Here is a 25,052-nt window from a genome sequence, read left to right on the forward strand (position 1 = left end):
GCCGACACCGCCATAGGACCTCAACCAAGGTTGAGGTCAAGAGCCATGGGCGCGACACGGGAGCCGGCGGGCCTGCGCGGCGTGCTGTCGGTGGGCGAGGTGGCGCGGCGCGCCGGCGTCGCCGTCTCGACGCTGCATTTCTATGAGGCAAAGGGGTTGATCAGCGTCAGCCGCAGCGGCGGCAACCAGCGGCGCTACCCGCGCGAGGTGCTGCGCCGCATCGCCGTCATCCGCGTGGCGCAGCGGGCCGGCCTCTCGCTGGCCGAGATCCGCGAGGCCTTCCGCGCGATCCCCGAGGGCCGCGCGCCGAGCCATGCCGAATGGGAACGGCTCTCGGCCCGGTGGCGCGACATGCTGCAGCAGCGGATCGACGGGCTGGTGCAGCTGCGCGACCAGATGGAGCGCTGCATCGGCTGCGGCTGCCTGTCGCTGCCCGACTGCCCCCTGCGCAATCCCGCCGACCGCCTGGCGCAGGAGGGCGCCGGGCCGCGGCTGCTGCAGCCGCAGCAGGCCTGAGCGTCACCGGCGAATCTCGCGCACCCCTGGCGCAGCGGGGCTGTGGCCCGCCGCGCCCCGTGCCGCCGCCGGCGGGCCTGCCGGGTCTATTCCACCCGGGCGCCGGACGCCTTCACCAGGGGCGACCAGACTTTCACCTCCTCGGCGACATAGGCGGCGAAGCGGTCGGGGGTGTAGCCGCGCATGCCGGGGGTGCCGAGCTCGTCGAGCCGCGCCTTGATCGCCGGATCGGCCAGCGCTGTGTCGACCGCCGCCGCCAGCCGCTCCTGGATCGGCTTCGGCGTGCCGGCCGGGCCGAACAGCCCGTACCAGGAATAGGCCTTGTAGTCCGGCAGCCCGACCTCGGCGGCGGTGGGCATGTCGGGCATCAGCGGCGAGCGCTCCGGCGTGTTGACGAACAGGCAGCGCACCGTGCCGGCCTCGTGGAAGGGCTTCAGCAGGCTCGGGATGTCGTGGGTGAACTGGGTCTCGCCGGAGACCAGGGCGGTGAAGCTCTGCCCCGCGCCGCGATAGGGCACGTGCTCGGCCTGGGCGCCGACCTGGCGCAGGAAGTTGCTGGAGGCGATATGGCCGGTCGTGCCGACGCCGCTGCTGCCATAGGAATAGCCGTTCGGCTTGGCCTTCAGGGCGGCGACGAAGCCGGGCAGGTCGCGCACGTCCCAGCCCTTGGTGGTGATGCCGAGGCAGATCGGGATGAACACCGTCGGCGCGATGGCGGCCAGGTCCTTCACCGGGTCATAGGGCAGGTTCGGATAGAGCCCGACGGCGATGCCGGTCGAGGAGAGCGTGGCCAGGACGAAGGTCGAGCCGTCGGGCGCCGACTTGGCGACGAAATCGGTGCCGACGGTGCTGCCGGCGCCGGGGCGGTTCTCGATCACCACCGACTGGCCGAGGATCTCCGACAGTTTCGGCGCCAGCATCCGCATGGTGACGTCGGTGCCGCCGCCGGTGGCGAAGGGCACGATGACGCGGATCGGCCGCGACGGCCAGGACTGCGCCCGGCTGATCTGCGGCATGGCGAGGCCGGCGGCGGCGAGGGCGAGCAGCCCGCGGCGGCGGGGAGCGAGCAGGGTCATGCGCGGATGGTCCTTGGAGAGGCTGCGGGTCAGGAGGAGCCGCCATTGACCGGCAGCACCTGGCCGGTGACGAAGCGGGCGAGGTCGGAGGCGAAGAACAGCACGCTGTCGGCGATGTCCTGGGCGGTGCCCATGCGGCGCAGCGGGATGCTCTCCAGCACCCGCTGCTGCCCCTCGGGGCCATAGCCTTCCCACTGCCGCACCACCGCCGGCACGCCGGTCAGCATCAGGCCGGGGGCGATGGCATTGACGGTGACGCCATGCGGGCCGAGCTCATGCGCCAGCTGCCGGGTCAGGCCGATCACCGCGTGCTTGGCCGCCGTATAGGCCTGGATGCCGGTGCGCGAGGGGCGCAGCCCGGCGCCCGAGCTGATGTTGACGATGCGCCCGGCGCCGGCCTGCTTCATCGCCGGCGCCGCGGCGCGGCAGAGCGCGAAGGCAGCGTTCAGGTTGACGTCGAAGATGGCGTCCCACTCGGCATCGTCCACCGCCTCGACCGGCCGCTGCAACTGGCCCAGCGTGCCGCCGGCATTGTTCACCAGCACGCCGATGGCGCCGCCCGCCGCCTCCTCGACCGCGGCGACCCAGCGCGCGGCGGCGGCGCGGTCGCGCAGATCGGCGACCGCGGTGGCGATGCCGGGCTGGCCGGCGGCCGTGCCGGCCAGCCCCCCGGCATCGATGTCGGTGGCGAAGACCCGCGCCCCGCGCGCGGCGAAGGATTGCGCGACGGCGCGGCCGATGCCGGCGGCGGCGCCGGTGACGGCCACGACGCGGCCGGTGAAGTCGAGGGTCACGGCGTCTGTTCCTGCAGCAGGATCGCCTCGTCCTGGCCATGCCGCGCGGCCAGGATGACCAGGGCGATGGCGGCCGAGGCCTCGATATGGTGGATGCAGGCCGCCTCGGCGGCGGCGGCGTCGCCGGCGCGGATGGCGGCCAGGATGGCGCGGTTCTCGGCCATGCTCTCGGCCAGACGGCCGGGCCAGAGCACCCCGCTCAGCCGGCCCAGCGCCAGGCGGTTGTGGATCGATCTCAGCATGGCCCCGATCACCGCATTGCCGGCGCTCTCGGTCATGGCGGCGTAGAAGGCGGCATTGGCGGCGATCACCGCCGGCCCGTCGAGCGTCTTCGCCGCCGCCTCCATGGCGTCCATCGCGGCATCGAGCGCGGCGAGCTGCGCCGCCGTGCGGCGCTGCGCGCAGAGCCTGCCGACATATCCCTCCAGCACGGCGCGCGCGGCATAGGTCTGGCGCGCCTCCTCCAGCGGCAGCGGCCGCACCATCGGGCCGCGATGCGGGATGATGGTGACCAGCCCCTCGGCCTCGAGCTGGCGCAGCGCCTCGCGCACCGAGCTGCGCGCGGCACCGGTCGCGGCGCAGAGCTCGCGCTCCGGCAGGCGCTGGCCGGCGCGGTAGCGGCCGGAGACGATCGCCTCGCGCAACTGGCAGGCCACTGCGGCGCGCACGCTGCCGGCCGCCTCGGGCTCCGCCGCGATGGATTTCTGGCTGCTGGAAACAGGCATGGTGGCAAGCTTCAGGGCGGCGGGCATGGCGGGAGCCTCGGGCTTCGTCCGACGGGTGTCAATCATTTTGTCAGACGAAATTCCCTGGATTGACGGACATTATCGGCGGGTGCAGAGCAGGCCGACAAGGCAGGGAGATGCGCCATGGCGGAACCGATTACGGACTCCATCATCATCTGGGGGGCAGGGGCGATCGGCGGCACCATCGGCGCGCATCTGGCCCGCGCCGGCCATGACGTCGTCTTCGTCGATGTGGTGGAGGAGCATGTCGCCGCCATCAACGCCGAGGGCCTGACCATCGAGGGCCCGGTCGCGGCCTTCACCGTGCCGGCCCGCGCGGTGACGCCGGCGCAGCTGACCGGGCGCCACCGGCTGATCCTGCTGGCGGTCAAGGCGCACCACACCGAGGCGGCGACGCGCGCGCTGCTGCCGCACCTGGCCGAGGATGGCGCCGTCGTCTCCTGCCAGAACGGGCTGAACGAGCTGACCATCGCCGAGATCGTCGGCCGCGCGCGGACGATCGGCGCCTTCGTCAATTTCGGCGCCGACTATCTCGCGCCGGGCCGCATCACCTATGGCGGCCGCGGCGCCGTGGTGGTGGGCGAGCTGGATGGCGCGACCACGCCGCGCATCACCGCGCTGCACGCGCTGCTGCGGCAGTTCGACGCGGAGGCCGTGCTCAGCGACAACATCTTCGGCTATCTGTGGGGGAAGGGGGGCTATGGCGCCATCCTGAAGTCTTCCGCCCTGACGAATGACTCCATCGCCGATTACATCGCCGATCCCGCGCGGGGAACAATGCTGCGCGCCCTGGTGCGCGAGGTGCTGACCATCGCCCGCGCCGAGGGCGTCACGCCGCTCGGCTTCAACGGCTTCGACCCGGCGGCCTTCCTGGCGGGCGACGAGCCGGCGATCCAGGCCTCGATGGCCGCCATGGAGCGCTACAACCGCGGCTCGGCCAAGTCGCACAGCGGCATCTGGCGCGACCTGGCGGTGCGCAAGCGGCCGACCGATGCCGGGGCGCAGCTGGCGCCGATGCAGGCGGCGGCGCGCCGGCATGGCCTGCCGACGCCGCTGGTCGACAAGCTGGTGGCGCTGATCGCCGCAGTGGAGCGCGGCGAGCGGCAGATCGGCGACGGCCTCGCCGAGGAACTGGGGGCGCTGGCATGAGCGCCGCCCCGACGCCCGGCGCGCAGGCGCTCGCGGCGGAGGTCAGCGGTGCGGCGCTGATGGACACGCTGCGCCACCTGGCGCGCTTCGTGAAGCTGGCCGGCACCCCGGCCGAGCTGGAGAGCCTGCAGGGGCTGCAGGCGCGGCTGACCGCCTATGGCTATGCGACGGAGATCGTCTTCCACGACGCCTATGTCAGCCTGCCCGGCGCCTGCCGCGTCACCGTCGATGGCCGTGCGCTGCGGGCCATCACCCATTCGATGGCGCTGGCCTCGCCGCCCGGTGGCACGCGGGGCCGGCTGGTGCATCTGGGCGCCGGGGCCGAGGCCGATTTCGCCGGCCGCGACCTCGCCGGCTGCATCCTGCTGGTCGAGGGCATCGCCAGCCCGGCGGTCGCGGCGCGCGCCGCCCGCGCCGGCGCCGTGGCGCAGCTGCATGTCAGCCCGCATGAGCATATCCACGAGATGTGCATCTCGCCGCTCTGGGGCAGCCCGTCGCCGGAGACCCTGGCCGAGCTGCCGCGCAGCGTGGCCGCCAGCATCGACCGGGCGGAAGGCGAGGCGCTGATCGCGCGTCTCGCCGCCGGCGAGGCGCCGGAGGTGGTGATCGAGGCGGAGATCGATGCCGGCTGGCGGCCGACGCCGATCCTGGTCGCCGAGCTCGAGGCGCCGGCCGGGGCCGAGGCCCCCTTCATCCTGTTCTCCGGCCATCACGACACCTGGTACGAGGGGGTGATGGACAATGGCGCGGCCAATGCCTCGATGCTGGAGGCGGCGCGGCTGCTGGCGCAGCATCGTGCCGACTGGAAGCGCGGCCTGCGCCTGTGCTTCTGGTCGGGCCATTCGCAGGGGCGCTATTCCGGCTCCGCCTGGTATGCCGACGAGCACTGGGCCGAACTCGACCGCCGCTGCGCCGTGCATGTGAACATCGATTCCACCGGCGGCGTCGGCGCGACCCTCCTGTCCAACGCCCCCGCCAGCCCGGAGCTGGCCGGCCTGGCCGAGGCGGCGCTGCAGGCCGAGGCGGGGCAGTCCTTCGGCGGCAAGCGGCCGGCGCGCAATGCCGACCAGTCCTTCCACGGCATCGGCCTGCCCAGCCTGTTCACCACGCTGAGCGAGCAGGCGCCCGGCGGGGTCGCGATGCGCAACGCGCTCGGCTGGTGGTGGCACACGCCGGACGACCGGCTGGACAAGATCGACGAGGCGCATCTGGTCCGCGACACCCGCGTCTATGTCCATGCCCTGTGGCGGCTGCTGAGCGATCCCGTGCTGCCGCTGGACTACCGCGGCAATGCGGCGGCGCTGGTCGCCGAGGTCGAGGCGCTGGCGGGGCGGCTCGGCGCGGCGCTGGACCTCTCGGCCCTGGCCGCCGAGGCCCGGGCGCTGCGCGATCGCGCCGAGGCGATCGCCACCCTGCCGGCGGCGAGCCGCGACGCCGCGCTGATGCGGCTGTCGCGCAGCCTGGTGCCGCTGGAGCAGACCGGCGGCGACCGCTTCGCGCATGACGCCGCCCTGCCGCTGCCGGCCTATCCGGCGCTGCGGCCCCTGCACCGGCTGGCGGCGGCGGACGCCGGCAGCGAGGCCTGGCAGCAGGCGGCGGTCGCCGCGCGGCGCTGCCGCAACCGGCTGGCCGAGCAGCTCCGGCTGCTGCGCCGCGCCTGGTGAGACCCTGGCCGGGCGGGGATCCCTCCCTCGCCCGGCCGGCGCTCAGGCCGCGCGCAGCGCCGCGGCCAGGTCGGCCTGCAGGTCGTCGGCATGCTCGATGCCGATGGACAGGCGCAGCAGGTCGTCGGGGCAGAGCGAGCTGTCGCCCTCCGTGCTGCGCCGGTGCTCGATCAGGCTCTCGGTCGAGCCCAGCGAGGTCGCCCGGCGGAAGATTTTCGTCGATCCCGCGACCCGCAGCGCCGCGGCCCGCCCGCTGGCTATCTGAAAGGAAAGCATCGCGCCGAAGCCGCCCTCGAGCTGCGCGGCGGCGAGCGCGTGCTGCGGATGCGCGGGCAGCCCGGGATAATGCACCGCCCTGACGGCGGGCTGCGCCGCCAGCCAGGTGGCGAGGCGCAGGGCGGTGCGGCTGGCGGCCTCGACCCGCAGCGCCAGGGTGCGCAGGCCGCGCAGCAGCAGCCAGGCCTCGAAGGGCGGCAGCAGCGTGCCGGCGGCGGTGCGGTGGCGCAGCAGCTCGGCCCAGTCGTCATCGGCGCGGGCGCAGGACAGCGCGCCGGCCACCAGGTCGCCATGGCCGTTCAGGTACTTGGTCGCCGAATGCAGCACCCAGTCGGCGCCGAGCGCGATCGGCCGCGCCAGCACCGGCGTCGCCACCGTCGCATCCACCAGCAGTTTTCCGCCCGCGCCATGCACCAGCTTCGCCAGGCAGGCGATGTCGGGCACCCGCCACAGCGGGTTGGTCGGCAGCTCCGCCCAGGCCAGCCGGGTTTGCCCGGGGCGCAACGCGGCGGCGACGGCGGCCAGGTCGGTCATCTCGACCAGGGTGACCGCGATCCCCCAGCGGGCGCAGAAGCGGCCAATGACCTCGCGGAACTCGTAATAGCCGGCGGCCTCCAGCAGCAGGTGGTCCCCTGGCCGCAGCCCGGCCAGCACCGCCTGGGCGGCCGCGGCGCCGGCGCTGAAGCAGGCCGTCGCCGCCGCACCTTCCAGCCTGGCCAGCAGCGCCTCGGCCAGGTCAGCGGCGGCATTGCCGGAGCGGGCGTAGAAGCCGGCCATGTCGGGCAGCTCCTCCGGGCCATGGCCGAGCGCCGTCACGCCCGGCTGGATCGGCGGCACCAGGCTGCCGCTGGCCGGATCGGCGTAATGGCCGAGGCTGGCCAGGAGGGTGGCGGGCAGGGGGGGACAGGCCATGGCGGGGATCTCCTGGCTTCCCGATAGGAGAGGCATTGTCGATTGTCGATCCTCGGAGACGACTTGTGCACCGGTCTCGCCCATGTCACAGAACTGCCGTCGTTCCGTCCGGCAAGGCCGCGCCCCCATGTCCACGCCCGATCTCCCGAATGATCCCGGCCCGGCGCTCAGCGCCCGGGTGGCCGCCATCGAGCCGAAGCTGAAAGAGATCCGGCGCGACATCCATGCCCATCCGGAGCTCGGCTTCGAGACGGTGCGCACCGCCGCCATCGTCGCGGACGAGCTGCGCCGGCTGGGCTTGGCGCCGCGCACCGGCATCGGCCGCAACGGCGTGGTGGCCGAGATTGAGGGCGGCGCCCCCGGCCCTTGCCTGCTGATCCGCGCCGACATGGACGCCCTGCCGATGCAGGAGCTGACCGGGCTGCCCTATGCCAGCACCATCCCCGGCCGCATGCATGCCTGCGGCCATGACCTGCACACCGCCACCCTGATCGGCGTCGCCGCCGCCCTGCTGGCCGAGGCGCCGCGGCTGCGCGGCCGCATCCGCCTGGTGTTCCAGCCGGCCGAGGAAACCTCTGTCAGTGGCGCCGAGGCGATGATCGCCGACGGGGCCGCGGACGGCGCCGATCTCGCTTTGACCCTGCACAACCGCCCCGAGATGCCGGTGGGCCGCTTCGGCCTGACCCAGGGCGCCAGCACCGCCGCCTGCGACGATTTCGAGGTCACCGTGCGCGGCACCTCCGGCCATGCCGCGCGGCCGCATGCCGCCGCCGACCCGATCGTCGCCGCGGCGCTGATGATCGCCGGGCTGCAGACGGTGATCTCGCGCGAGATGAACCCGGCCGAATCCGCGGTGCTGACCGTCGGCCATATCGTGGGCGGCAGCACCCACAACATCATCCCCGACAGCTGCCTGTTCCGCGGCACCGTGCGCTCCCGCTCGCCGATGGCGCGCGACCGCGCCGAGGCCGGGCTGCGCCGCGTCTGCCAGGGCGTGGCCATGGCGCAGAATGTCGCCGTCGACATCGACTATCTGCGCGGCGTGCCGCCGCTGATGAACGACCCGGCGCTGGTCGCCCGCGCCATGGACTCGCTCACCGCGCAGTTCGGCACCGCGCCGCAGCTGGAGCCCGGCCGCAGCTTCGGCGCCGAGGATTTTTCCTATTTCACCGAGCGCATGCCGGGGCTGCAGCTCTATGTCGGCGCCGGCCAGCCCGGGCGCGACGACCGCGTGCACAATTCCGACTACCAGCCGGACGAGGGCAGCATCGGGCTCGGCGCCACGGCGCTGGCGCGGCTGGCCGTCGACCTGCTTTCCTGACCTCCCGCCACCCACGTTCCAGGGAAACCGCCGCATGACCATCACCCGCCAGACCTTCCTGCGCGCCGGCCTCGCCGCCGGCGGCCTGCTCGCCATGCCGCGCCTGGTCCGCGCCAAGGAGTGGTCGGTGATCCGCTTCGCCACCGAGGGCGCCTTCCCCCCCTACAACCAGACCGCGCCGGATGGCCGCATCGTCGGCTTCGAGCCCGACCTGCTGAAGGACCTCTCGGCCCGGCTGAAGATCCGCATGGATCTGGTGGCGCAGGACTGGGCCGGCATGATCCCGGGGCTGGTCGACGGCAAGTATGACGCCATCATCGACGGCATCTCGATCACGCCGAAGCGGGAGGAGGCGATCGCCTTCACCATCCCCTATACCGCCGGCACCTCCGGCTTCGTCACCATGAAGAACACCGCGCCGAACGGCCTGCCCGGCACCGGCACCCGCGTCTCGCTGACCGACGAGGCGGCGACCAAGGCCGCCATCGCGGCGCTGGCCGAGGCGCTGCGCGGCAAGACCGTGGCGGTGCAGGTCTCGACCATCCAGGCCGACTTCCTGACCACCTACCTGAAGGACGCGGTGACCATCCGCACCTACCAGGCGGGCGGCGACACCTATCTCGACCTGCGCGCCGGCCGGGTCGATGCGGTGATGGCCTCGACCTCCAACATGGCCGCCTTCGTCAAGCGCGCCCGCGGCGAGGCGCTGCAGAGCGGCTATACCTTCGGCGGCGGCGTGCTGGGCCGTGGCGCCGCCATCGGGCTGCGCAAGACCGATCCGGAGCTGAAGACCCTGCTGGATGGCGCCATGCAGGCGGCCATCGCCGACGGCACGCTGAAGAAGCTGTCGATGCAGTGGTTCGAGACCGACATCACCCCCGCCACCTGATCGCGGACCGCGCCGGCTGATGGATTACGCCACCTGATGGACTACGACTGGGAGCTGCTCGGCTTCGGGCCGGAAGGCTGGGGGCCGGTGCTGCTGCGCGCGGCCGGGGTGACGGTGGCGGTCTCCGTCACCGCCTTCCTGCTGGGCGTGGTGCTGGGCACGCTCTGCGCCTGGGCCAAGATCGGCGGCAACCGCCCGCTTCGTGCGGTGGCCGAGGCCTATACCGTCATCCTGCGCGGCATCCCCGACCTGCTGGTCATCTATCTGTTCTATTTCGGCGGGCGGCAGGTCGTCGCCTGGGCCGGCGGGATGCTGGGGCTGCAGGGGCCTTTCGACATCAGCGGCTTCGCCGCCGGCGCCATCGCCATCGGGCTGATCTCCGGCGCCGGCCAGGCCGAGGTCTTCCGGGGTGCCTACCATGCGATCCCGGTGGGCTCGCTGGAGGCGGCGCGGGTCGTCGGCATGCGCCGCTTCCTGATGTTCCGCCGCATCATCGCCCCGCAGGCGCTGTCCACCGCCATCCCGGGCCTGGGCAACCAGTGGCAGTCGGTGATCAAGGAATCCGCCCTGGTCTCGGTCACCGGCCTGGTCGAGACCATGCGCCAGGTCACCGTCGCCGCCGGCTCCACCGAGATGCCCTTCTTCTTCTTCGCGGCCGGCGCGGTGATCTACCTAGTCATCACCTCGATCTCCGGCCTGGTCTTCAAGGGCGCCGAGCTCTGGTCGCAGCGCGGCCAGGCCCCGGCCCGGCTCTGAAAGGCGAGACCCGATGGACTTCGCCTTCCTGAGCGAGACCTTCTTCAAGCTGCTCGCCGGCTTTCCGCTGACGGTCAATCTGGCGGTGCTGTCGCTGGCCGGCGGCGGCGTGCTGGCGCTGCTGCTGAACATGGCGCGCGCCAGCGGCTGGCTCGGCGCCCGTTTCGCCGATCTCTATGTCTTCCTGTTCCGCGGTTCGCCGCTGCTGATCCAGATTTTTTTGATCTACTACGGGCTCGGCAATTTTCCGGCGGTGCGCGAAAGCTTCCTCTGGCCCTTCCTGCGCGAGCCCTATTGGTGCGCGCTGCTGGCGCTGATCCTGAACGATGCCGCCTACACCGCCGAGATCCTGCGCGGCGGCTTCCGCGCCGTGCCGCGCGGCGCGGTGGAGGCGGCCGAGGCCTGCGGCATGTCGCGGCTGACCCGGCTGCGCCGCATCACTCTGCCGATCGCCATCCGCCAGGCCCTGCCAGCCTATAGCAACGAGGTCATCTCGATGTTCAAGTCCACCGCGCTGGCCAGCACGGTCACCCTGATGGAGGTCACCGGCATCGCCCGCGCCGAGGTCTCCGCCACCTACCGCGCCATCGAGATCTTTCTGTGCGCCGCCGTGCTCTATCTCGTCTCGACGCTGCTGATCACCCGCGGCCTGCGCCTGCTGGAGACGCGGCTGTCGCCCTGGCTGGCGGGGAACCGGGCATGAGCGGCGCGGCCATGAGCGGGATGGGCGAGCCCGCCATCGCGCTGCGCGGCATCCGCAAGCGCTTCGGCGAGCAGGAGGTGCTGCGCGGCATCGATCTCGCCGCGCATGACGGCGACGTCATCGCCCTGATCGGCGCCAGCGGCTCCGGCAAGAGCACGCTGCTGCGCTGCATCCCGATGCTGGAAGTGCCGCAGGCCGGCGAGATCTTCGCCGCAGGCGAGCGCATCACCTTGCGCGACGGCCAGCAGAAGCTGGACCGCGCGCAGCAGGCGGCGGTGCAGCGGATGCGGAGCCGCCTCGGCTTCGTCTTCCAGAGCTTCAACCTCTGGCCGCACCGCACCGTGCTGCAGAACCTGATCGAGGCGCCGGTGCATGTGCAGGGCCGCCCGAAGGCCGAGTGCATCGCCGAGGCCGAGGCGCTGCTGGAGAAGGTCGGCCTGGCCGAGAAGCGCGACGCCTGGCCGGCGCATCTCTCCGGCGGCCAGCAGCAGCGCGTCGCCATCGCCCGCGCCCTGGCCCTGCAGCCGCGCGCGCTGCTGTTCGACGAGCCGACCAGCGCGCTCGACCCCGAGCTGGTCGGCGAGGTGCTGAAGGTGATCCGGGCCCTGGCCGAGGAAGGCCGCACCATGATCATCGTCACCCACGAGATGGGCTTCGCGCGCGAGGTCTGCAACAAGGCGGTCTTCCTGCACCAGGGCCGCATCGAGGAGGAGGGCCCGCCTGAGCAGGTCTTCCTCGACCCGCGCTCCGACCGGGCGCGGGCCTTCGTCTCCAGCCATTTCAACCGCAACCGCTGAGCCCGGCATGCCGGGGCCGATCGCCCGCCGCAGCCTGCAGGACGAGGCCACCGACTGGCTGCGGCAGGAGATCCTGCACGGCCGCCTCGCACCCTCGGCGACGCTGACCGAGACGGCGCTGTCGCAGCGCATGGGGGTCGGGCGTGGCACGGTGCGCTCGGCGCTCTTCGCGCTGGAGGCGGCGGAGCTGGTCGGCCGGCTGCCCTATTCGCGCTGGCATGTGGTGCCGCTCGACGCCGCGGTGATCGCCGAGGTCTATACCCTGCGCGGCGCGCTGGAGGAGCTGGCGGCCCGGCTCTTCGCCGCGCGGCCCGATCGCAGCCTGCTGCACCCTGCCTTCGCCCGCCTGGCCGAGGCCGAGACCGGCGATGCCGAGGCCCGGCTGGCCGCCGATCTCGGCTATCACCGCGCCGTGGTCGAGGCGAGCGGGCATGGCCATCTGATCCGCAGCCATCGCGCGCTGTCGGACAAGGTGGAATGGCTCTACCGCTGGTCGGAGCTGCACTGGCCGCAGCGCACGCGGCTGGTCGACGACCACCGCGCCCTGCATGCGGCACTCGCCGGCGGCACGCCCGAGGCGGCCGTCGCCGCCACCCGCGCCCATATCGCCACCAGCCTGCGGCAGGACCTGGACGGGTTCGCGGCGCTGGCCGGCCTTTCGAAGGAAGCCTGAGATGACCCCGGAAATCCTGCTGCTGGATGGCGGCATGGGCCGCCAGCTGTCGCGCATGGGCGCGCCCTTCCGCCAGCCCGAATGGTCGGCCCTCGCGCTGATGGAGGCGCCGGAGACGGTGTTGCAGGCGCATCGGCAATTCATCGAAGCCGGCGCCGAGGTGATCACCACCAACAGCTATGCCGTGGTGCCCTTCCATATCGGCGAGGAACGTTTTTCGTCGGATGGCGCGCGGCTCGCGGCTTTGTCGGGGGAGCTGGCGCGCCAGGCCGCCGACGAGGCGCCGCACAAGGTGCGCGTCGCCGGCTCCTTGCCGCCGCCCTTCGGCTCCTACCGCCCCGACCTGTTCGAGCCCGCCCGCGCGCCCGAGATCCTGAAGGTGCTGGTCGACGCGCTGCGTCCGCATGTCGACCACTGGCTGGCCGAGACGCAGAGCGCCATCGCCGAGGCCCTGGCCGCCGCCCGCGCGGTCGAAGGCACCGGCCTGCCGCTCTGGGTCTCCTTCACCCTGGGCGAGGAGACCGACGAGCAGGGCCGCCCCGTGCTGCGCTCGGGCGAGCTGGTGCGTGACGCCGTCGCCGCCGTCCAGGCCGCTGGCGCCAGCGCCATTCTGTTCAACTGCAACCGGCCGGAGCTGATGGGCGCGGCGGTGGATGTGGCGGTCAAGACGCTGGCGGGCGCCGACATCCCGGTCGGCGTCTATGCCAATGCCTTCGGCTCGCCGCGGCAGAAGCTGGCCCAGGCCAATGCCGGGGTGGCGACCATCCGCGAGGATCTCGACCCGCCCGCCTATGGCGCCTGGGCGGCCGATTGGGCGAAGCGCGGCGCCCGCATCCTGGGCGGCTGCTGCGGCATCGGGCCGGAGCATCTCTGCGCCATCCGCCCGGCGCTGAAGGCCGAGGCGGTGCCGCCGGGCTGAGCCCGGCGGCCTTCCCGCTCAGTCCAGCGTCTGCATCAGGCGCAGCAGCAGCATCGCCCGCGGCACGATGGAGGAGATGTAGAGCTGTTCGTCATGGGTATGGGCGGCCTTGCCGTCCACGCCTAAGCCGTCCAGCGTCGGCACGCCCATCGCCGCGGTGAAATTGCCGTCCGAGCCGCCGCCGGTCGAGAGGTCCTGCAGGTCGAAGCCGATCTCGGCCGCCAGCCCCTGGGCATGCGCCAGCAGCTGCGCGATGGCCGGGGTCTTCTCGAAGCCCGGGCGGTTCAGCGCGCCGGTGATGCTGATGGTCACGTCCGGGTCGTGCGGCTTCAGCGCCTGCAGCTTCGCGATGGCTTGCTCGGCGATCGCCTGGTTGGGCACCCGCATGTCGATATTGGCCCAGGCCTCCTGGGGCACGACATTGGTGCCGCTGCCGCCGCCGATGGTGCCGACATTCAGCGTCAGGCCGGTCTCGTAGTCGGTCATCGCCTCGATCGCCAGGATCTGGCGGGCGAGTTCCTTCACCGCGCTGCGGCCGTCCTGGTGGCGGGTGCCGGCATGGGCAGCGCGGCCCTTCACCTCGAGGCGGAACATCGCCGTGCCCTTGCGGCCGGTGACGATGCGGCCGCCCTCGCGCGCCGGCTCGGTGACCAGGACGAAGCGGGCGCGGCGCGCCTCGCGCTCGATATGCGCGCGGCCGGTGCCGCTGCCGATCTCCTCGTCCGAGACGATCAGGTGGCGGATCGGCAGCGGCGTGGTCTGGCCCGTGGCGATCAGGTGGCGCAGGGCAGCGAGGGCGATCAGCGCGCCGCCCTTCATGTCGTAGATGCCCGGGCCCCAGGCGACATCGCCCTCGACGCGGAAGGGCGCCGGGCCGGCCAGCGTGCCGATGGCGTGCACCGTGTCCAGGTGGCTGAGCAGCAGGATGCCGGGGGTCGTCTCGTCGCCCCAGGGCGAGGTGATCAGCAGGTGGTCGCCGCGCCCCTCGCTGCCCGGGATGCGCTCGACCTTCGCGCCGGCGGCGGCGGCGGTCGATTGCGCCAGGTCCATGGCGCGGTTGACGGCTTCAGCGTCGCGGCTCGGGCTCTCGATCTCCACCCAGCTGCGGATTTCCTCCAGCAGGGCCTGGGTCTCGAAGGGCGGCTCGTTGGCGAGGGTCATTTGGGCAAGGCTCCGGTCTGCGACCCCCGACCAATGCGCCCGGCTGCCCTGCGGGGCAAGTCACCCATCTGGACTTGCCGGCCCCCGCGCCTATCTCCATCGCATGACCGACATGGCCGCGCTGCAGGACTTCATCCATCGCCACCGGCGGATCTTCCTGCTGACCGGGGCCGGGGTCAGCACCCGCTCCGGCCTGCCTGATTATCGCGACGGCGAGGGCGCCTGGAAGCGGCCGCAGCCGGTCACCTACCAGGCCTTCATGAAGGCCGAGGCGACCCGCCAGCGCTACTGGGCGCGCAGCCTGGTCGGCTGGAGCCAGATGGGTCCGATCCGCCCAAACGGCGCCCATCGCGCGCTGGCCCGCCTCGAGGCGCGCGGCGGCGCGGAAGTCCTGGTCACCCAGAATGTCGACCGCCTGCACCAGGCCGCCGGCAGCACCCAGGTGATCGACCTGCACGGCCGGCTGGACCTGGTGCGCTGCATGCAGTGCGAGCGCCGGATGCCGCGCGCCGCCTTCCAGGCCGAGCTCGCCGCCCGCAACCCGGGCTGGACCGGGCTGGCCGCCGCCCGCGCCCCCGATGGCGACGCCGAGCTGGAGGATGTCGACTTCTCCCGCTTCGCCGTCCCGCCCTGCCCGGTCTGCGGCGGCATCCAGAAGCCGGACGTGGTCTTCTACGGCGAGAGCGTCCCGCGCCATCGCGTCGAGACCGCCTTCGCCCATCTGGAGGCCGCCGACGCCCTGCTGGTGGTGGGCTCGTCGCTGATGGTGCGCTCCGGCTTCCGCTTCGTCGAAGCCGCCGCCGCGGCGGGGAAACCCATCGCGGCGCTGAACCTCGGGAAGACGCGGGGGGATGCGCTGTTCTCGTTGAAGGTCGAGGCAGAGAGCGAAGCGGCTTTGAAGTTTTTGGTCGAATAAGGTCGGGGGAAGGAATTGCCCCCCGCAAACGTACACGGGCCTGTCCTCAAACGAACCACAGGTCGATAGCGGCAGCGTGGATGCCGGCGAGGAAGTTGGCCGCCCGCTTGTCGTAGCGCGTGGCGATGGCGCGGAACTGCGTGAGCTTGCAGAAGAAGTTCTCGACGAGGTGGCGCGCGGCGTCGAGATCGCGGTCGAAAGGCTGCGGTCTTCTGCGATGCCGCTGGGGCGTCATGGCCTGGGGCGGGCGCGGGCGCATCCGCTTCAGCTTCCACGGTTACAATGGCGGTGGGGATCTCGCCCGCATCCTGCAGGAATTTCCGGCGCTGTGGCAGGAGGCGCAGCGCGCCGCGGCATGATCGCCGCCGGCCGTGGGTGATTCCCTGGGCAGCAGGAGGGAATCTGCCTAAAGCGCGCCCAGGGCCCGGTCTGGTGGCGGCATTTCGCGCCTTGGCGCGGCTTGCGGCGGCGGCTTCCGGCAGCGGAAGCTCCTCGCCTGGCCACCTGATCAGGAGACCGCCGTGATCCGACCCCTTGCCGCGCTGCTCGGCGCCTTTGCCACCCTCGGCGTCGCCGCCGCCCAGGCGCAGCCGGCCGCCGACACGGTCGCCGCCATCCGGGCCCGCGGCGAACTGGTCTGCGGCGTCACCGGCGTCACCGCCGGCTTCAGCCTGCCCGACAGCCAGGGCGTGATGCGCGGGCTGGATGCCGATGGCTGCCGCCAGGTCGCCGCCGCCATCCTGGGCGACGGCAACAAGGTGCGCTTCGTGCTGACCACCTCGCAGAACCGCTTCCCGGCGCTGCAATCGGGCGAGGTCGACATGCTGGTGCGCAACACCACCTGGACGCTGGGGCGCGAGGCGGCGCTGGGGCTCGAATTCGCCTCGATCAACTTCTATGACGGCACCGGCTTCATGGTGAAGAAGTCGCTCGGCGTCACCTCGGCGAAGCAGCTCGACGGCGCCTCGGTCTGCGTGCAGCCGGGCAGCACCACCGAGCTCAACCTCACCGACTATTTCCGCACCAACAAGCTGCGGCTGAATCCGCTGGTGATCGAAAGCCTCGAGGAGCTGCGCGCCGCCTTCATCGCCGGCCGCTGCGACGCCTTCACCACCGACGCCTCGTCGCTGGCCGCCTTCCGCTTCTCGCAGGGCGCCAATGCCGACCAGTATCTGCTGCTGCCGGAGATCATCTCGAAGGAGCCGCTGGGCGCGGCGGTGCGCAAGGGCGACTGGCGCTTTTTCGACATCGTCCGCTGGGCGCATTTCGCCGGGCTGACCGCCGAGGAGATGGGCATCACCCAGGCCAATGTGATGAGCTTCGCCGACAACCAGAACCCCGACGTGCAGCGCTTCATGGGCCGCAGCGGCGACCTGGGCAAGATGCTCGGCCTGTCGCCGGACTGGGCGGTGAATGTCATCAAGGCGGTCGGCAATTTCGGCGAGATGTGGGAGCGCAGCATCACCCCGCTCGGCGTGCAGCGCGGCATCAACAACCTCTGGACCAAGGGCGGGCTGCAATACGCGCCGCCGATGCGCTGATCATCGTCACCCGGCGAGGGGCCCTGGGCAACCAGGGCCCCTTTTTTGTGCCCCGCGCGGAGCCGAATCGATTCGGTCTGGAATCCGCTTGACCGGGCGAAGCGCCGCGTGACACGGTCCGGAACCGGAAGAAAATCGGGATTCGATATGAAGATCCTGTTCAGCCCGCGCCATGCCCGGCATGCGCCGACGCGGCTGGTGCGGCAGGAAGGCGGCCATGCCATCGGCAATCTCGGCCGCTGCCTGGCCGAGTTTCTCGCGGGGTCCGAGGGCGGCGCATGAGCGCGACGCAGCGCCAGGCGCGCGGGCGGGCGCGGCTCGGGGTGATCCTCGATGCGGCCGATGCCGTCCTCCAGCGGCGTGCCAGCACCGAGCTCAGCCTGCAGGAAGTCGCTGTCGAGGCCGGGCTGCCGGTCGCCTCGGTCTATCACTATTTCCAGGGCAGCCAGGCGCTGCTGCTGGCGCTGGCCCAGCGCTACATGCAGGCCTTCGAGGCGCTGGCGGAAAGCCCGGTCGACAGGGCGGGGATCGCCGGCTGGCGGGACCTGTCGCGGCTGCATGCCGAGCGGTCGCTGGCCTTCTACCGCGCGCATCCGGTGGCGATGCGGCTGCTGCTGGGGCCGGAAAGCGGCTGGCAGATCCGCGCGGCCGACCTTGCCGCCAACCGCCGCATCGGCGCCATCCAGTATCGCCGCCTGCGCTTTTTTTTCAGTGTCGCCGAGAGCGAGACGCTGGAGCGCGCCTTCACCACCGCGGTCACCATCGGCGATGCCGTCTGGGCGCTGGGCTTCGCCGAGGAGGGCGATGTCTCCGCCGCGCGGGCGGAGGAATCGCTGCGGGCCAGGCTGGCCTATCTGCGCCTGTATCTCGGCGAGATCATCGAGCAACGCGAAACCCCCGGAGCGGCAGCATGAGCGCGAACCCCTTTGCCGACGGCGCGGCCTATGTGAAGGGCCGCTTCGTGCCCTTCGCCGAGGCCAGCATCCCGGTCACCGACTGGGGCTTCACCCGGTCGGATGCCGTCTATGACGTCGTCCATGTCTTCCAGGGCGGCTTCTTCCGGCTGGACGACCATCTGGACCGGTTCGCGCGGGCGATGCAGCGGCGGCGCCTGGCCCCGCCGGAGGATCGCGCGGCGATCGAGGCGGTGCTGCACCGCTGCGTCGCGCTGTCGGGGCTGAGCGACGCCTATGTCGCCATGGTGGCCAGCCGCGGCAAGCCGAAGGTGGCGGGCTCCCGCCGCCCGGCGGATTGCGAGAACCACCTGATCGCCTATGCCATCCCCTGGATCGACGTGATCCCGAAGGAGGTGCAGGAGCGCGGCGCGCATCTCTGGATCGCCTCGACGCCGCGGGTGCCGGATGCCTCGGTCGATCCGACGGTGAAGAACTACCAGTGGAACGACCTGACCTCCGGCCTGATGGAGGCGCATGACGAAGGCTATGACACCGCCGTGCTCTGCGATGCGGCCGGCTATGTCACCGAGGGGCCGGGCTTCAACATCTTCATGGTGAAGGATGGCCGCGTGCTGACGCCCGATCGCGGCAGCCTGCAGGGCATCACCCGGCGCTCGGTGCTGGAGCTTTGCGAAGAGCTCGGCATTCCCGCCGAGGTCGCGCCGATCACCCGCGACGTTTTCGAGGATGCCGACGAGATCTTCGCCGCCACCACGGCGGGCGGCGTCATGCCGGTGTCGCGGCTGGGCAAGCGCATCCTGGGCAACGACCGCCCGGGTCCCCTGTCGCGGCAGTTGAAGGAAACCTATTGGCGCCGCCATGCCGAGGGCCGGCACCGGACGCCGGTGCGGCCCCTGGAGGACATGGCGGCGGAATAGGCGGGCCTATTTCAGCCCGAAGCCCAGCGCGGTCAGGGCGGCGCGCATGCGGTCGCGCCCCGACAGCGCCGCCGCATCGGCCAGGCGGGCCAGCATGCGGGGCAGCCAGGGCTGGCTGCCCTGGCCGACGCGCCGGGAGAACTCCTCCATGGCGGCGTCATAGCGGGCGACGGCCGCCGCATCGACCGGCCCGGCGCGGTAGGTCTCGTGGTGCAGCACCACGGATTGCGGCAGGCGCGGCTTGACCGCGCTGTGCGGCCCGGGCACCGGCCAGCCGATGGCCATGCCGAACAGGCCCATGGCGCCGGGCGGCAGGTTCACCGCCTGCGCCACCGGCTCCGGGTGGTTGCGCAGCGCGCCGATGTAGCAGGTGCCGAGGCCCAGCGCCTCGGCGGCGATGGCGGCGTTCTGCGCGGCCAGCGCCGCGTCGATGGCGGCGACCATGAAGGATTCGAGATAGTCGAGGCCCGCCAGCGCGCGGCCCTGCGCGGCGCCCAGCGCCCGGTTGCGCGACAGGTCGGCGACCCAGACCAGGAAGAGCGGCGCCTCGGCGACGAAGCCCTGGCCGCCGGCGAGCGCGGCCAGCCGGGCGCGGCGGTCCGGATCGGTGACGGCGATGACGCTCCAGCTCTGCAGGTTGGAGGAGGTGGCGGCGGATTGCGCGGCCGCCACCAGCGTCTCCACCAGGCCCTCAGGCAGCGGGCGCGCGCTGTCGAAGCGGCGGATGCTGCGGTGCTGCAGCAGGGCGTCGATGACGGGGTGGTGCAGGATGGCGGCGGGCGCGTCGCCAGCCGCGTAGCGTTGTTGCAGGGACATCGGACAAGGCTCTCCGTTTCGGCGCAGGCTAGGCGCAGGTCTTTCCAAGGCCAATGGACAGAAAGAAAAGAAGGGGGTTCCGGGGGAATTCATTCCCCCGGCGCTTCCACTAGATCGTCCGGTCGAATTCCCACGCCGCGTCCGGCGCCAGGGCGAAGAGTCGCGCCGGGCGATGCGCCCCGGCGCGGCGTTCGCCGACGGGGATGATGATTTGCTGTTCCTCGATCTTGCGCCGGAAGGAGGCGGGGTCGAGGCGGGTGCCCAGCACCTGCTCATAGACGCGGTGCAGCTCGGCCAGGGTGAAATGGGCGGGCAGCAGGAAGGCGGGCAGGGCGGAATAGCTGGCCTTGTTGCGCAGCCGGCGGACGGCGGCCGCGACGATCTCGGCATGGTCGAAGGGCAGTGGCGGCAGCGCGTCGACCGGGGCCAGGCGCAGGGCCGGGCTGGCGGCGAGCTCCTCGAGGTTTAGCACGGACAGGAAGGCGACGCTGATCGACCAGCCGCGCGGGTCGCGGGTGGCGCCGCCGAAGCTCGCCAGCTGTTCCAGGCTGCGCGGTGCCAGGCCCAGCTTGTCGCGCAGCACGCGGCGGGCGGCGGCCTCCAGGCTGTCATCCTGCCCGGTGCGGACATAGCCGCCGGGCAGGGCGGGCTGGCCCCGCGCGGGCTCGGCGGCGCGCGGGGCCAGGGCGACCTGCAGGCGGCCCTCGGCCAGGGTCAGCAGCACGATGTCCACGGTGGCGATCGGGGTGGGGTGCTCGGCCATGCTGCTGTTCATAAGCCATCGGCGGGAGGCGGGCCACACGCTTTGGTGTTTTGTGCACTTTACAATTAACTACCATAACCAGGGCCAGGAGGATCAAGCCATGCCTGCCTCGCCCACCGCTTCCGCGATCCTGGCCATGCCGTTGGAGGCGGCGGACCGCCTGTTCCCCGGCGATGCCGCCGCGGTGCGGGCCGGCTACCACCGGCTCGCCATCCAGTGGCACCCGGATCATTGCCGGGCGCCGATGGCGGATGCGGTGTTCAGCCACCTGACCCGGCTGCGCGACACGGCGCTGCGGGCGCTGGCCGATGCGGCGCCGGAGCTGCTGCCGGGCAACGTCCGCTTCCAGCCGCGCCGGCGCCACGCGACCGAGACCGGCACGCTGCTGGTCGGCGACGAGGCCTGGGCCTGGGTGGTCGAGCCCGGCCAGGCCGATCTGGCGCGCAACGCGGTGGCGCGGATCGGCGGCCTGCGCTTCGCCGATGCCGCCATGCGCGCCCAGATGGCGCCGCTGCTGCCGCAGATCCTCTCGGTCGGGGAGGGGATGGAGGGCACCGCCCTGCTGGTGCGCCGCGAGCCGACAGAAATCCTGCTGCGCGACGCGGTGCAGGCGGCGGGTGGCGCGCTGGGGCCGCGGCATGTCGCCTGGGTCTGCAGCGGGCTGCTGCATCTCGCCTGCTTCCTGGCGGTGAACCGCTTGGTGCATGGCGATCTCGGCCTGGACAGCCTGTGCATCGAGCCTGCCAGCCACCGCGTCGGCCTGCCCGGCGGCTGGTGGTATGCGACGCCCGAGGGCGCGCCGATGCCGGCCCTGCCGCTGCGCAGCGTCGATGTCGCGCCGGCCGCGCTGCTGGATGAGGGCCTGGCCGATCCGGCGCTGGACCAGGCGCTGATCCGCCGGACGGGCCGCGAGATTGCCGGGCCGCTCGCGGCCCTGCCGCCGCCGCTGGCCGCCTGGCTGGCACAGGAAAGCTTCTCGGATGCCGTGACCGAGTACGGGCGCTGGCAGCAGGTGCTGGAGGCCAGCTTTGGCCCGCGCCGCTTCGCCGTGCTCGACCTCGATGCCCGCGCCATCTATCGCTGAAGAAAGGACAAGAAGATGGGACACGCCCGCTGGAGCCCGACCGACTGGGCCAGCTACGCCAGCCGCAGCGCCGGCAAGAGCCGCGCCGAGCTGTTCGGCGCCCGCCGCATCGACCCGGCGCTGGACCCCAAGGGGGTGGCGCTGCGCGAGGCGCGCGATTCCGCGCACAACCCGAATTCCACCGGCATCATCATCGGGCTCGACGTCACCGGCTCGATGGGGATGATCGCCGATGCCTTGGCCCGGCACGGGCTGGGCACGCTGGTGGAGGAGGTGCTGGCGCGCCAGCCGGTGCCCGATCCGCAGGTGATGGTGATGGGCATCGGCGATGCCTTCTGCGACCAGGCGCCGCTGCAGGTGACGCAGTTCGAGGCCGATATCCGCATCGCCCAGCAGCTGCAGGCGCTGTGGCTGGAGCATGGCGGCGGCGGCAATGACTCCGAGAGCTACCAGCTGCCCTGGTACTTCGCCGCGCGCCACACCGCGATGGACTGCTTCGAGAAGCGCGGCCGCAAGGGCTATCTGTTCACGGTGGGCGACGAGATGCCGCCGCCGGCCCTGCTGCCCGAGCAGATCGCGCGGATCACCGGCGATGGCGAGGAGCGTCCGCTATCCCCCGAAGCCCTGCTCGCCGAGGTGGAAAAGAAATTCCATGTGTTCCACCTGATCGTCGAGGAGGGCAGCTATGCCCGCGGCAATCTCGACCGGGTGGTGCCGGCCTGGCAGCGGCTGCTGGGGCAGAAGGCGCTGCGGCTGGCCGACCACACCAGGCTGGCCGAGGTGGTGGTCTCCGCCATCCAGGTGACCGAGGGCGTCGATGCCGCCGCCGTCACCGGCAGCTGGGAAGGCAAGACCGCCGCCGTGGTCAGCCGGGCGCTCGGCGCGCTGGTGCCCGAGGCGCCGCGCCGCGGCCTGTTTCGGTTCGGCTTCGGGAGGCGGGGATGAGCACGGCCGAGGCCGTCATCGGCGCCGGCTATGGCGACGAGGGCAAGGGGCTGCTGACCGACGCGCTGGCCGCCCGCGCCATCGCCGCCGGCGAGACGGTCGTCGTGCTCCGCTGCAATGGCGGCGCGCAGGCCGGGCATACGGTGGTGACGCCGGAGGGCCTCCGCCATGTCTTCAGCCATTTCGGCGCCGGCACGCTGGCCGGCGCCGCCAGCTGGCTGGGGCCGGATTTCGTGGCCAACCCGGCGCTGTTCGTGCCGGAGCTGGCGGCGCTGCGCCGACTGGGCGCCGCGCCGCGGCTGCTGGCCGATCCCAGGGCCGCGGTGACCACGCCCTGTGACATGCTGGTTAACCAGGCGCTGGAACAGGCGCGCGGCGCGGCCCGCCACGGCTCGGTCGGCGTCGGCTTCGGCGAGACCATCGAGCGCGGGCTGTTTCCGGAGTTTCGTCTGTCCATCGGCGATCTGGCCGAGGGGCGGGATGGGCTGCGCGCCCGGCTGGAGACCATCCGCCGCGACTGGATGCCGCGGCGGCTGGCGGCGCTGGGCCTAGCGCCCGATGCGACGCTCATGGCGCTGCTGCAGGATGATGCGCTGATCGAGGCCTTCTGCGACGACGCCTTGGCGATGCTCGGCGCGTTGACACTCTGCCCCGCTGCCGCCTTGCCCTCCGGAACAAGGATCTTCGAAGGCGCGCAGGGCCTGCTGCTGGATGCGGAGCGCGGCGCCTTTCCGCATGTCACCCGCTCGCGCACCGGGCTGGCGGGCCTCCTGCCGGTGCTGCGCGCGGCCGGCATCACCCGGTTGCGCGTGACCTATGCGACGCGGGCCTATGTCACGCGGCACGGCGCCGGGCCGCTGGCGCATGCGCTGGACGGGCCGCCGGCGCCGGGCGTGGTCGACCGCACCAACCGGCCGCATCCTTTCCAGGGCAGCCTGCGCTTCGCCCCGCTCGACCTCGACATCCTGCGCGACGCCATCCGCGCCGATCTCGGCGACGCGCCGGACTGGCTGACGGTCGAGCCCGGCCTGGCGGTGACCTGCCTCGACCAGATGGATGCGACCATCGGCGTCTTTGTGGGCGGCAGCGAAAGCAGGCTGGTGCGAGAGGCGCTGCCGCCGGCGGTGGCCGCGCATTGCGGCCTGAAGCTGCGCGCCGTCGCCTCCGGCGAGCGCCGTTCCCGGGTGCAGTTCCACGCCGCCGCGGCGCTGGCGGCGTGAGGCCTCACTCGGCGCGGATGTTGCGCTTGCGGATCAGCGCCCCCCAGCGCTCGCCCTCGGCGGCGAGATAGGCCGGAAAGGCCTCGGCGCTGCCGCCGATGACATCGATCGAGGCGGCATCCAGCTTGGACCGCACGCCGGGATCCCGCAGCGCCGCGGCCGCCGCCTCGGCCAGCTTCTGCACCAGGGCCGGCGGCGTGCCGGCGGGGGCGAAGAAGCCGAAGTCGTTGGTGGCGTGGTAGCCGGCCAGGCCGCTCTCGGCCAGCGTCGGCACGGTCGGCGCCTTGGGGTCGCGGGTGCGGCTGGTCACCGCCAGGCCGCGCAGCTCGCCGGAGGCGAGGTAGGGCAGGGCGGTGACGGAATCGACGAAGCCCATCGTCGTCTCCTTCGCCAGGATCGCCTGCAGCGCCAGCCCGCCGGAGCGATAGGGCACGTGCAGCATCTCGATCCCCGCCATGTCCAGCATCAGCTCCGGTGCCAATTGTCCCACCGTGCCGGCGCCGGGCGAGGCATAGGAAAGCCTGGACGGTTCCGCCTTGGCGGCCGCGACCAACGCAGAGAAATCGCGGATCGGGCTGGCGGCGGGGACGCAGACGAACATGGCGTTGCTGGCCAGCAGCGCGATCGGCGCGAAGGCGGTCGCCGGGTCATAGGGCAGCGGGCTGAACAGGAAGGGGGCGAGGGCGAAGGTGCCGGTCGGCGCCACGTCCAGCGTGTAGCCATCGGGCCGGGCGCGCGCCAGCGCCGCATGGCCGACGGTGCCGCTGCCGCCGGCGCGGTTCTCGACCACGAAGCTGCCGCCGAGCGTGCTCGACAGCGCCTGGGCCAGCAGCCGCGCCACGAAATCGGTGGAGCCGCCGGGGGCGAAGGGCACGATGACGGTGACGGCGCGGCTGGGATAGGGCGGCGTGCCTTGCGCGAAGGCGGGGACGGCGAGCCCCGCCAGCGACGCGCCCAGCAGCGAACGCCGGCCGATGCCGGTCTTTTCCACGATATTCTTCATTGGGACGTTCCTCGGGTGGACTGCGAAAGAGCCTCAGGCGTCGTCGAGCAGATCCAGCAGGGCGCGGACCGCGGTGGCATAGCCGCGCGCGCCGAGCCCGGCGATCACCGCGGTCACCACGCCGGAGACCAGCGAATGCTGGTGCAGCGCGTCGCGGCGGTGGATGTTGGAGATGTGCAGCTCGATCACCGGCTGCGGCACCATGCGCAGCGCGTCGATCAGCGGGATCGAGCGGAAGGACAGGCCGGCCGGGTTGATGATCAGCCCGTCGGCCGGCGCGTCGATCGCCTCATGGATCCAGTCGATCAGCTGGCCTTCCCAGTTGGTCTGGCGGAACACCAGCTCCGCCCCGCCGGCGGCGGCGCGGCACAGCGCCTCGATCTCGGCCAGCGTGGTGCGGCCGTAGATCTCAGGCTCGCGCTGGCCCAGCCGGTTCAGGTTGGGACCGTTCAGGACATGGATGACGGGCAAAGGCGGCTCCTGAGCGCTGCTGGCCGCAGGCTGGCTCATGACAGGACCAGAATCAACCGCTGAATTGAATATCATCGGATGATTCGCCAAAAGACGGAGGATGGTGC

The 25,052-nt window shown here is 72.2% G+C and carries 27 protein-coding genes and 1 pseudogene; 18 read left to right on the forward strand and 10 right to left on the reverse strand.

Going from position 1 to position 25,052, the window contains the following annotated elements:
• Window positions 1–45 precede the first annotated feature (45 nt).
• Window positions 46–516 (forward strand): redox-sensitive transcriptional activator SoxR, encoded by a 471-nt coding sequence (gene soxR / locus WFI16_RS16340; protein ID WP_419898896.1) that lies wholly within the window; start codon window positions 46–48, stop codon window positions 514–516.
• A gap of 86 nt (window positions 517–602) precedes the next feature.
• On the opposite strand, the gene WFI16_RS16345 is transcribed toward soxR, so the two are convergent.
• The 3 genes from WFI16_RS16345 to WFI16_RS16355 are packed head-to-tail and all read right to left on the reverse strand — an operon-like array spanning window position 603 to window position 3,138.
• Complete coding sequence (locus tag WFI16_RS16345; RefSeq protein ID WP_419898897.1) at window positions 603–1,592, reverse strand: Bug family tripartite tricarboxylate transporter substrate binding protein; 990 nt, start codon at window positions 1,590–1,592, stop codon at window positions 603–605.
• A gap of 29 nt (window positions 1,593–1,621) precedes the next feature.
• Entirely contained in the window at window positions 1,622–2,386 is a 765-nt protein-coding gene (locus WFI16_RS16350) for an SDR family NAD(P)-dependent oxidoreductase (protein WP_419898898.1), read from the reverse strand.
• Entirely contained in the window at window positions 2,383–3,138 is a 756-nt protein-coding gene (locus tag WFI16_RS16355; protein ID WP_419898899.1) for a GntR family transcriptional regulator, read from the reverse strand. The genes WFI16_RS16350 and WFI16_RS16355 overlap by 4 nt, the downstream gene beginning before the upstream one ends.
• Window positions 3,139–3,255: 117 nt before the next feature.
• On the opposite strand from WFI16_RS16355, the gene WFI16_RS16360 reads away from it, so the two are divergent.
• Both WFI16_RS16360 and WFI16_RS16365 read left to right on the forward strand, forming a co-directional pair.
• Window positions 3,256–4,281, forward strand: a complete 1,026-nt coding sequence (locus tag WFI16_RS16360; RefSeq protein ID WP_419898900.1) for a ketopantoate reductase family protein — start codon at window positions 3,256–3,258, stop codon at window positions 4,279–4,281.
• Complete coding sequence (locus tag WFI16_RS16365; RefSeq protein ID WP_419898901.1) at window positions 4,278–5,945, forward strand: M28 family metallopeptidase; 1,668 nt, start codon at window positions 4,278–4,280, stop codon at window positions 5,943–5,945. The genes WFI16_RS16360 and WFI16_RS16365 overlap by 4 nt, the downstream gene beginning before the upstream one ends.
• Before the next feature lie 42 nt (window positions 5,946–5,987).
• Here the strand turns inward: WFI16_RS16365 and WFI16_RS16370 are convergent, their stop codons facing one another.
• The gene (locus tag WFI16_RS16370) at window positions 5,988–7,133 is read right to left on the reverse strand and encodes a trans-sulfuration enzyme family protein (RefSeq protein WP_419898902.1); all 1,146 of its coding nucleotides are present in this window, start codon (window positions 7,131–7,133) and stop codon (window positions 5,988–5,990) included.
• A 127-nt stretch (window positions 7,134–7,260) separates the two neighbouring features.
• Here WFI16_RS16370 and WFI16_RS16375 point away from each other — a divergent pair, with 127 nt between their 5' ends.
• Genes WFI16_RS16375 through WFI16_RS16405 form a run of 7 tightly spaced genes read left to right on the forward strand, consistent with a single transcriptional unit; the run spans window position 7,261 to window position 13,191 of the window.
• Window positions 7,261–8,454, forward strand: a complete 1,194-nt coding sequence (locus WFI16_RS16375) for a M20 metallopeptidase family protein (protein WP_419898903.1) — start codon at window positions 7,261–7,263, stop codon at window positions 8,452–8,454.
• A 34-nt stretch (window positions 8,455–8,488) separates the two neighbouring features.
• Complete coding sequence (locus WFI16_RS16380) at window positions 8,489–9,343, forward strand: transporter substrate-binding domain-containing protein (RefSeq protein ID WP_419898904.1); 855 nt, start codon at window positions 8,489–8,491, stop codon at window positions 9,341–9,343.
• A 36-nt stretch (window positions 9,344–9,379) separates the two neighbouring features.
• Window positions 9,380–10,099 (forward strand): ABC transporter permease, encoded by a 720-nt coding sequence (locus tag WFI16_RS16385; RefSeq protein WP_419898905.1) that lies wholly within the window; start codon window positions 9,380–9,382, stop codon window positions 10,097–10,099.
• A gap of 13 nt (window positions 10,100–10,112) precedes the next feature.
• Window positions 10,113–10,802, forward strand: coding sequence for an ABC transporter permease (locus WFI16_RS16390; protein ID WP_419898906.1), 690 nt, complete (start codon window positions 10,113–10,115; stop codon window positions 10,800–10,802).
• On the forward strand, window positions 10,799–11,599 hold the full coding sequence (locus WFI16_RS16395; protein ID WP_419898907.1) for an ABC transporter ATP-binding protein: 801 nt from the start codon (window positions 10,799–10,801) through the stop codon (window positions 11,597–11,599). Before WFI16_RS16390 ends, WFI16_RS16395 begins: the two co-directional genes overlap by 4 nt.
• Window positions 11,600–11,606: 7 nt before the next feature.
• Entirely contained in the window at window positions 11,607–12,272 is a 666-nt protein-coding gene (locus WFI16_RS16400) for a GntR family transcriptional regulator (RefSeq protein WP_419898908.1), read from the forward strand.
• 1 nt (window position 12,273) lies between these two features.
• Window positions 12,274–13,191, forward strand: coding sequence for a homocysteine S-methyltransferase family protein (locus WFI16_RS16405; RefSeq protein WP_419898909.1), 918 nt, complete (start codon window positions 12,274–12,276; stop codon window positions 13,189–13,191).
• Window positions 13,192–13,209: 18 nt separating this feature from the next.
• Here the strand turns inward: WFI16_RS16405 and WFI16_RS16410 are convergent, their stop codons facing one another.
• Window positions 13,210–14,352 carry a M20 family metallopeptidase gene (locus WFI16_RS16410; RefSeq protein WP_419898910.1) on the reverse strand — a complete coding sequence of 381 codons (1,143 nt, stop codon included), beginning with the start codon at window positions 14,350–14,352 and terminating at the stop codon, window positions 13,210–13,212.
• Between the two features lie 103 nt (window positions 14,353–14,455).
• Between WFI16_RS16410 and WFI16_RS16415 the strand changes: the two genes are divergently transcribed.
• Window positions 14,456–15,268 (forward strand): NAD-dependent protein deacetylase, encoded by an 813-nt coding sequence (locus tag WFI16_RS16415; RefSeq protein ID WP_419898911.1) that lies wholly within the window; start codon window positions 14,456–14,458, stop codon window positions 15,266–15,268.
• A 46-nt stretch (window positions 15,269–15,314) separates the two neighbouring features.
• Here the strand turns inward: WFI16_RS16415 and WFI16_RS16420 are convergent.
• A pseudogene (locus WFI16_RS16420) lies at window positions 15,315–15,437 on the reverse strand (IS5/IS1182 family transposase); the annotation flags it as partial.
• 352 nt (window positions 15,438–15,789) lie between these two features.
• On the opposite strand from WFI16_RS16420, the gene WFI16_RS16425 reads away from it, so the two are divergent.
• From WFI16_RS16425 to WFI16_RS16440, 4 genes are all read left to right on the forward strand, one after another.
• On the forward strand, window positions 15,790–16,809 hold the full coding sequence (locus WFI16_RS16425) for an amino acid ABC transporter substrate-binding protein (RefSeq protein ID WP_419898912.1): 1,020 nt from the start codon (window positions 15,790–15,792) through the stop codon (window positions 16,807–16,809).
• A gap of 147 nt (window positions 16,810–16,956) precedes the next feature.
• A complete protein-coding gene (locus WFI16_RS16430; RefSeq protein WP_419898913.1) occupies window positions 16,957–17,091 on the forward strand; it encodes a hypothetical protein in 135 nt (44 codons plus the stop codon).
• Window positions 17,088–17,723 (forward strand): TetR/AcrR family transcriptional regulator, encoded by a 636-nt coding sequence (locus WFI16_RS16435; protein WP_419898914.1) that lies wholly within the window; start codon window positions 17,088–17,090, stop codon window positions 17,721–17,723. Before WFI16_RS16430 ends, WFI16_RS16435 begins: the two co-directional genes overlap by 4 nt.
• The gene (locus tag WFI16_RS16440; RefSeq protein ID WP_419898915.1) at window positions 17,720–18,643 is read left to right on the forward strand and encodes an aminotransferase class IV; all 924 of its coding nucleotides are present in this window, start codon (window positions 17,720–17,722) and stop codon (window positions 18,641–18,643) included. Before WFI16_RS16435 ends, WFI16_RS16440 begins: the two co-directional genes overlap by 4 nt.
• A gap of 6 nt (window positions 18,644–18,649) precedes the next feature.
• Here WFI16_RS16440 and WFI16_RS16445 read toward each other — a convergent pair whose 3' ends face one another.
• On the reverse strand, window positions 18,650–19,459 hold the full coding sequence (locus WFI16_RS16445; protein WP_419898916.1) for a nitroreductase family protein: 810 nt from the start codon (window positions 19,457–19,459) through the stop codon (window positions 18,650–18,652).
• A gap of 109 nt (window positions 19,460–19,568) precedes the next feature.
• Window positions 19,569–20,222, reverse strand: coding sequence for an NUDIX hydrolase (locus WFI16_RS16450; RefSeq protein ID WP_419898917.1), 654 nt, complete (start codon window positions 20,220–20,222; stop codon window positions 19,569–19,571).
• 100 nt (window positions 20,223–20,322) lie between these two features.
• Here WFI16_RS16450 and WFI16_RS16455 point away from each other — a divergent pair, with 100 nt between their 5' ends.
• Genes WFI16_RS16455 through WFI16_RS16465 form a run of 3 tightly spaced genes read left to right on the forward strand, consistent with a single transcriptional unit; the run spans window position 20,323 to window position 23,471 of the window.
• Window positions 20,323–21,306: a hypothetical protein gene (locus tag WFI16_RS16455; RefSeq protein WP_419898918.1), complete on the forward strand. Its 984-nt coding sequence runs from the start codon at window positions 20,323–20,325 to the stop codon at window positions 21,304–21,306.
• 15 nt (window positions 21,307–21,321) lie between these two features.
• Window positions 21,322–22,251: a hypothetical protein gene (locus WFI16_RS16460; protein ID WP_419898919.1), complete on the forward strand. Its 930-nt coding sequence runs from the start codon at window positions 21,322–21,324 to the stop codon at window positions 22,249–22,251.
• Window positions 22,248–23,471 carry an adenylosuccinate synthetase gene (locus tag WFI16_RS16465; protein WP_419898920.1) on the forward strand — a complete coding sequence of 408 codons (1,224 nt, stop codon included), beginning with the start codon at window positions 22,248–22,250 and terminating at the stop codon, window positions 23,469–23,471. The genes WFI16_RS16460 and WFI16_RS16465 overlap by 4 nt, the downstream gene beginning before the upstream one ends.
• Window positions 23,472–23,475: 4 nt before the next feature.
• Here the strand turns inward: WFI16_RS16465 and WFI16_RS16470 are convergent, their stop codons facing one another.
• Together WFI16_RS16470 and WFI16_RS16475 are read right to left on the reverse strand one after the other, a co-directional pair.
• Complete coding sequence (locus WFI16_RS16470; RefSeq protein ID WP_419898921.1) at window positions 23,476–24,474, reverse strand: Bug family tripartite tricarboxylate transporter substrate binding protein; 999 nt, start codon at window positions 24,472–24,474, stop codon at window positions 23,476–23,478.
• 33 nt (window positions 24,475–24,507) lie between these two features.
• Entirely contained in the window at window positions 24,508–24,984 is a 477-nt protein-coding gene (locus WFI16_RS16475) for a type II 3-dehydroquinate dehydratase (protein ID WP_419898922.1), read from the reverse strand.
• Between the last annotated feature and the right edge of the window lie 68 nt (window positions 24,985–25,052).

Origin of the sequence: Roseomonas sp. USHLN139, from assembly GCF_037145735.1 — a bacterium.
GTDB lineage: Bacteria > Pseudomonadota > Alphaproteobacteria > Acetobacterales > Acetobacteraceae > Pseudoroseomonas.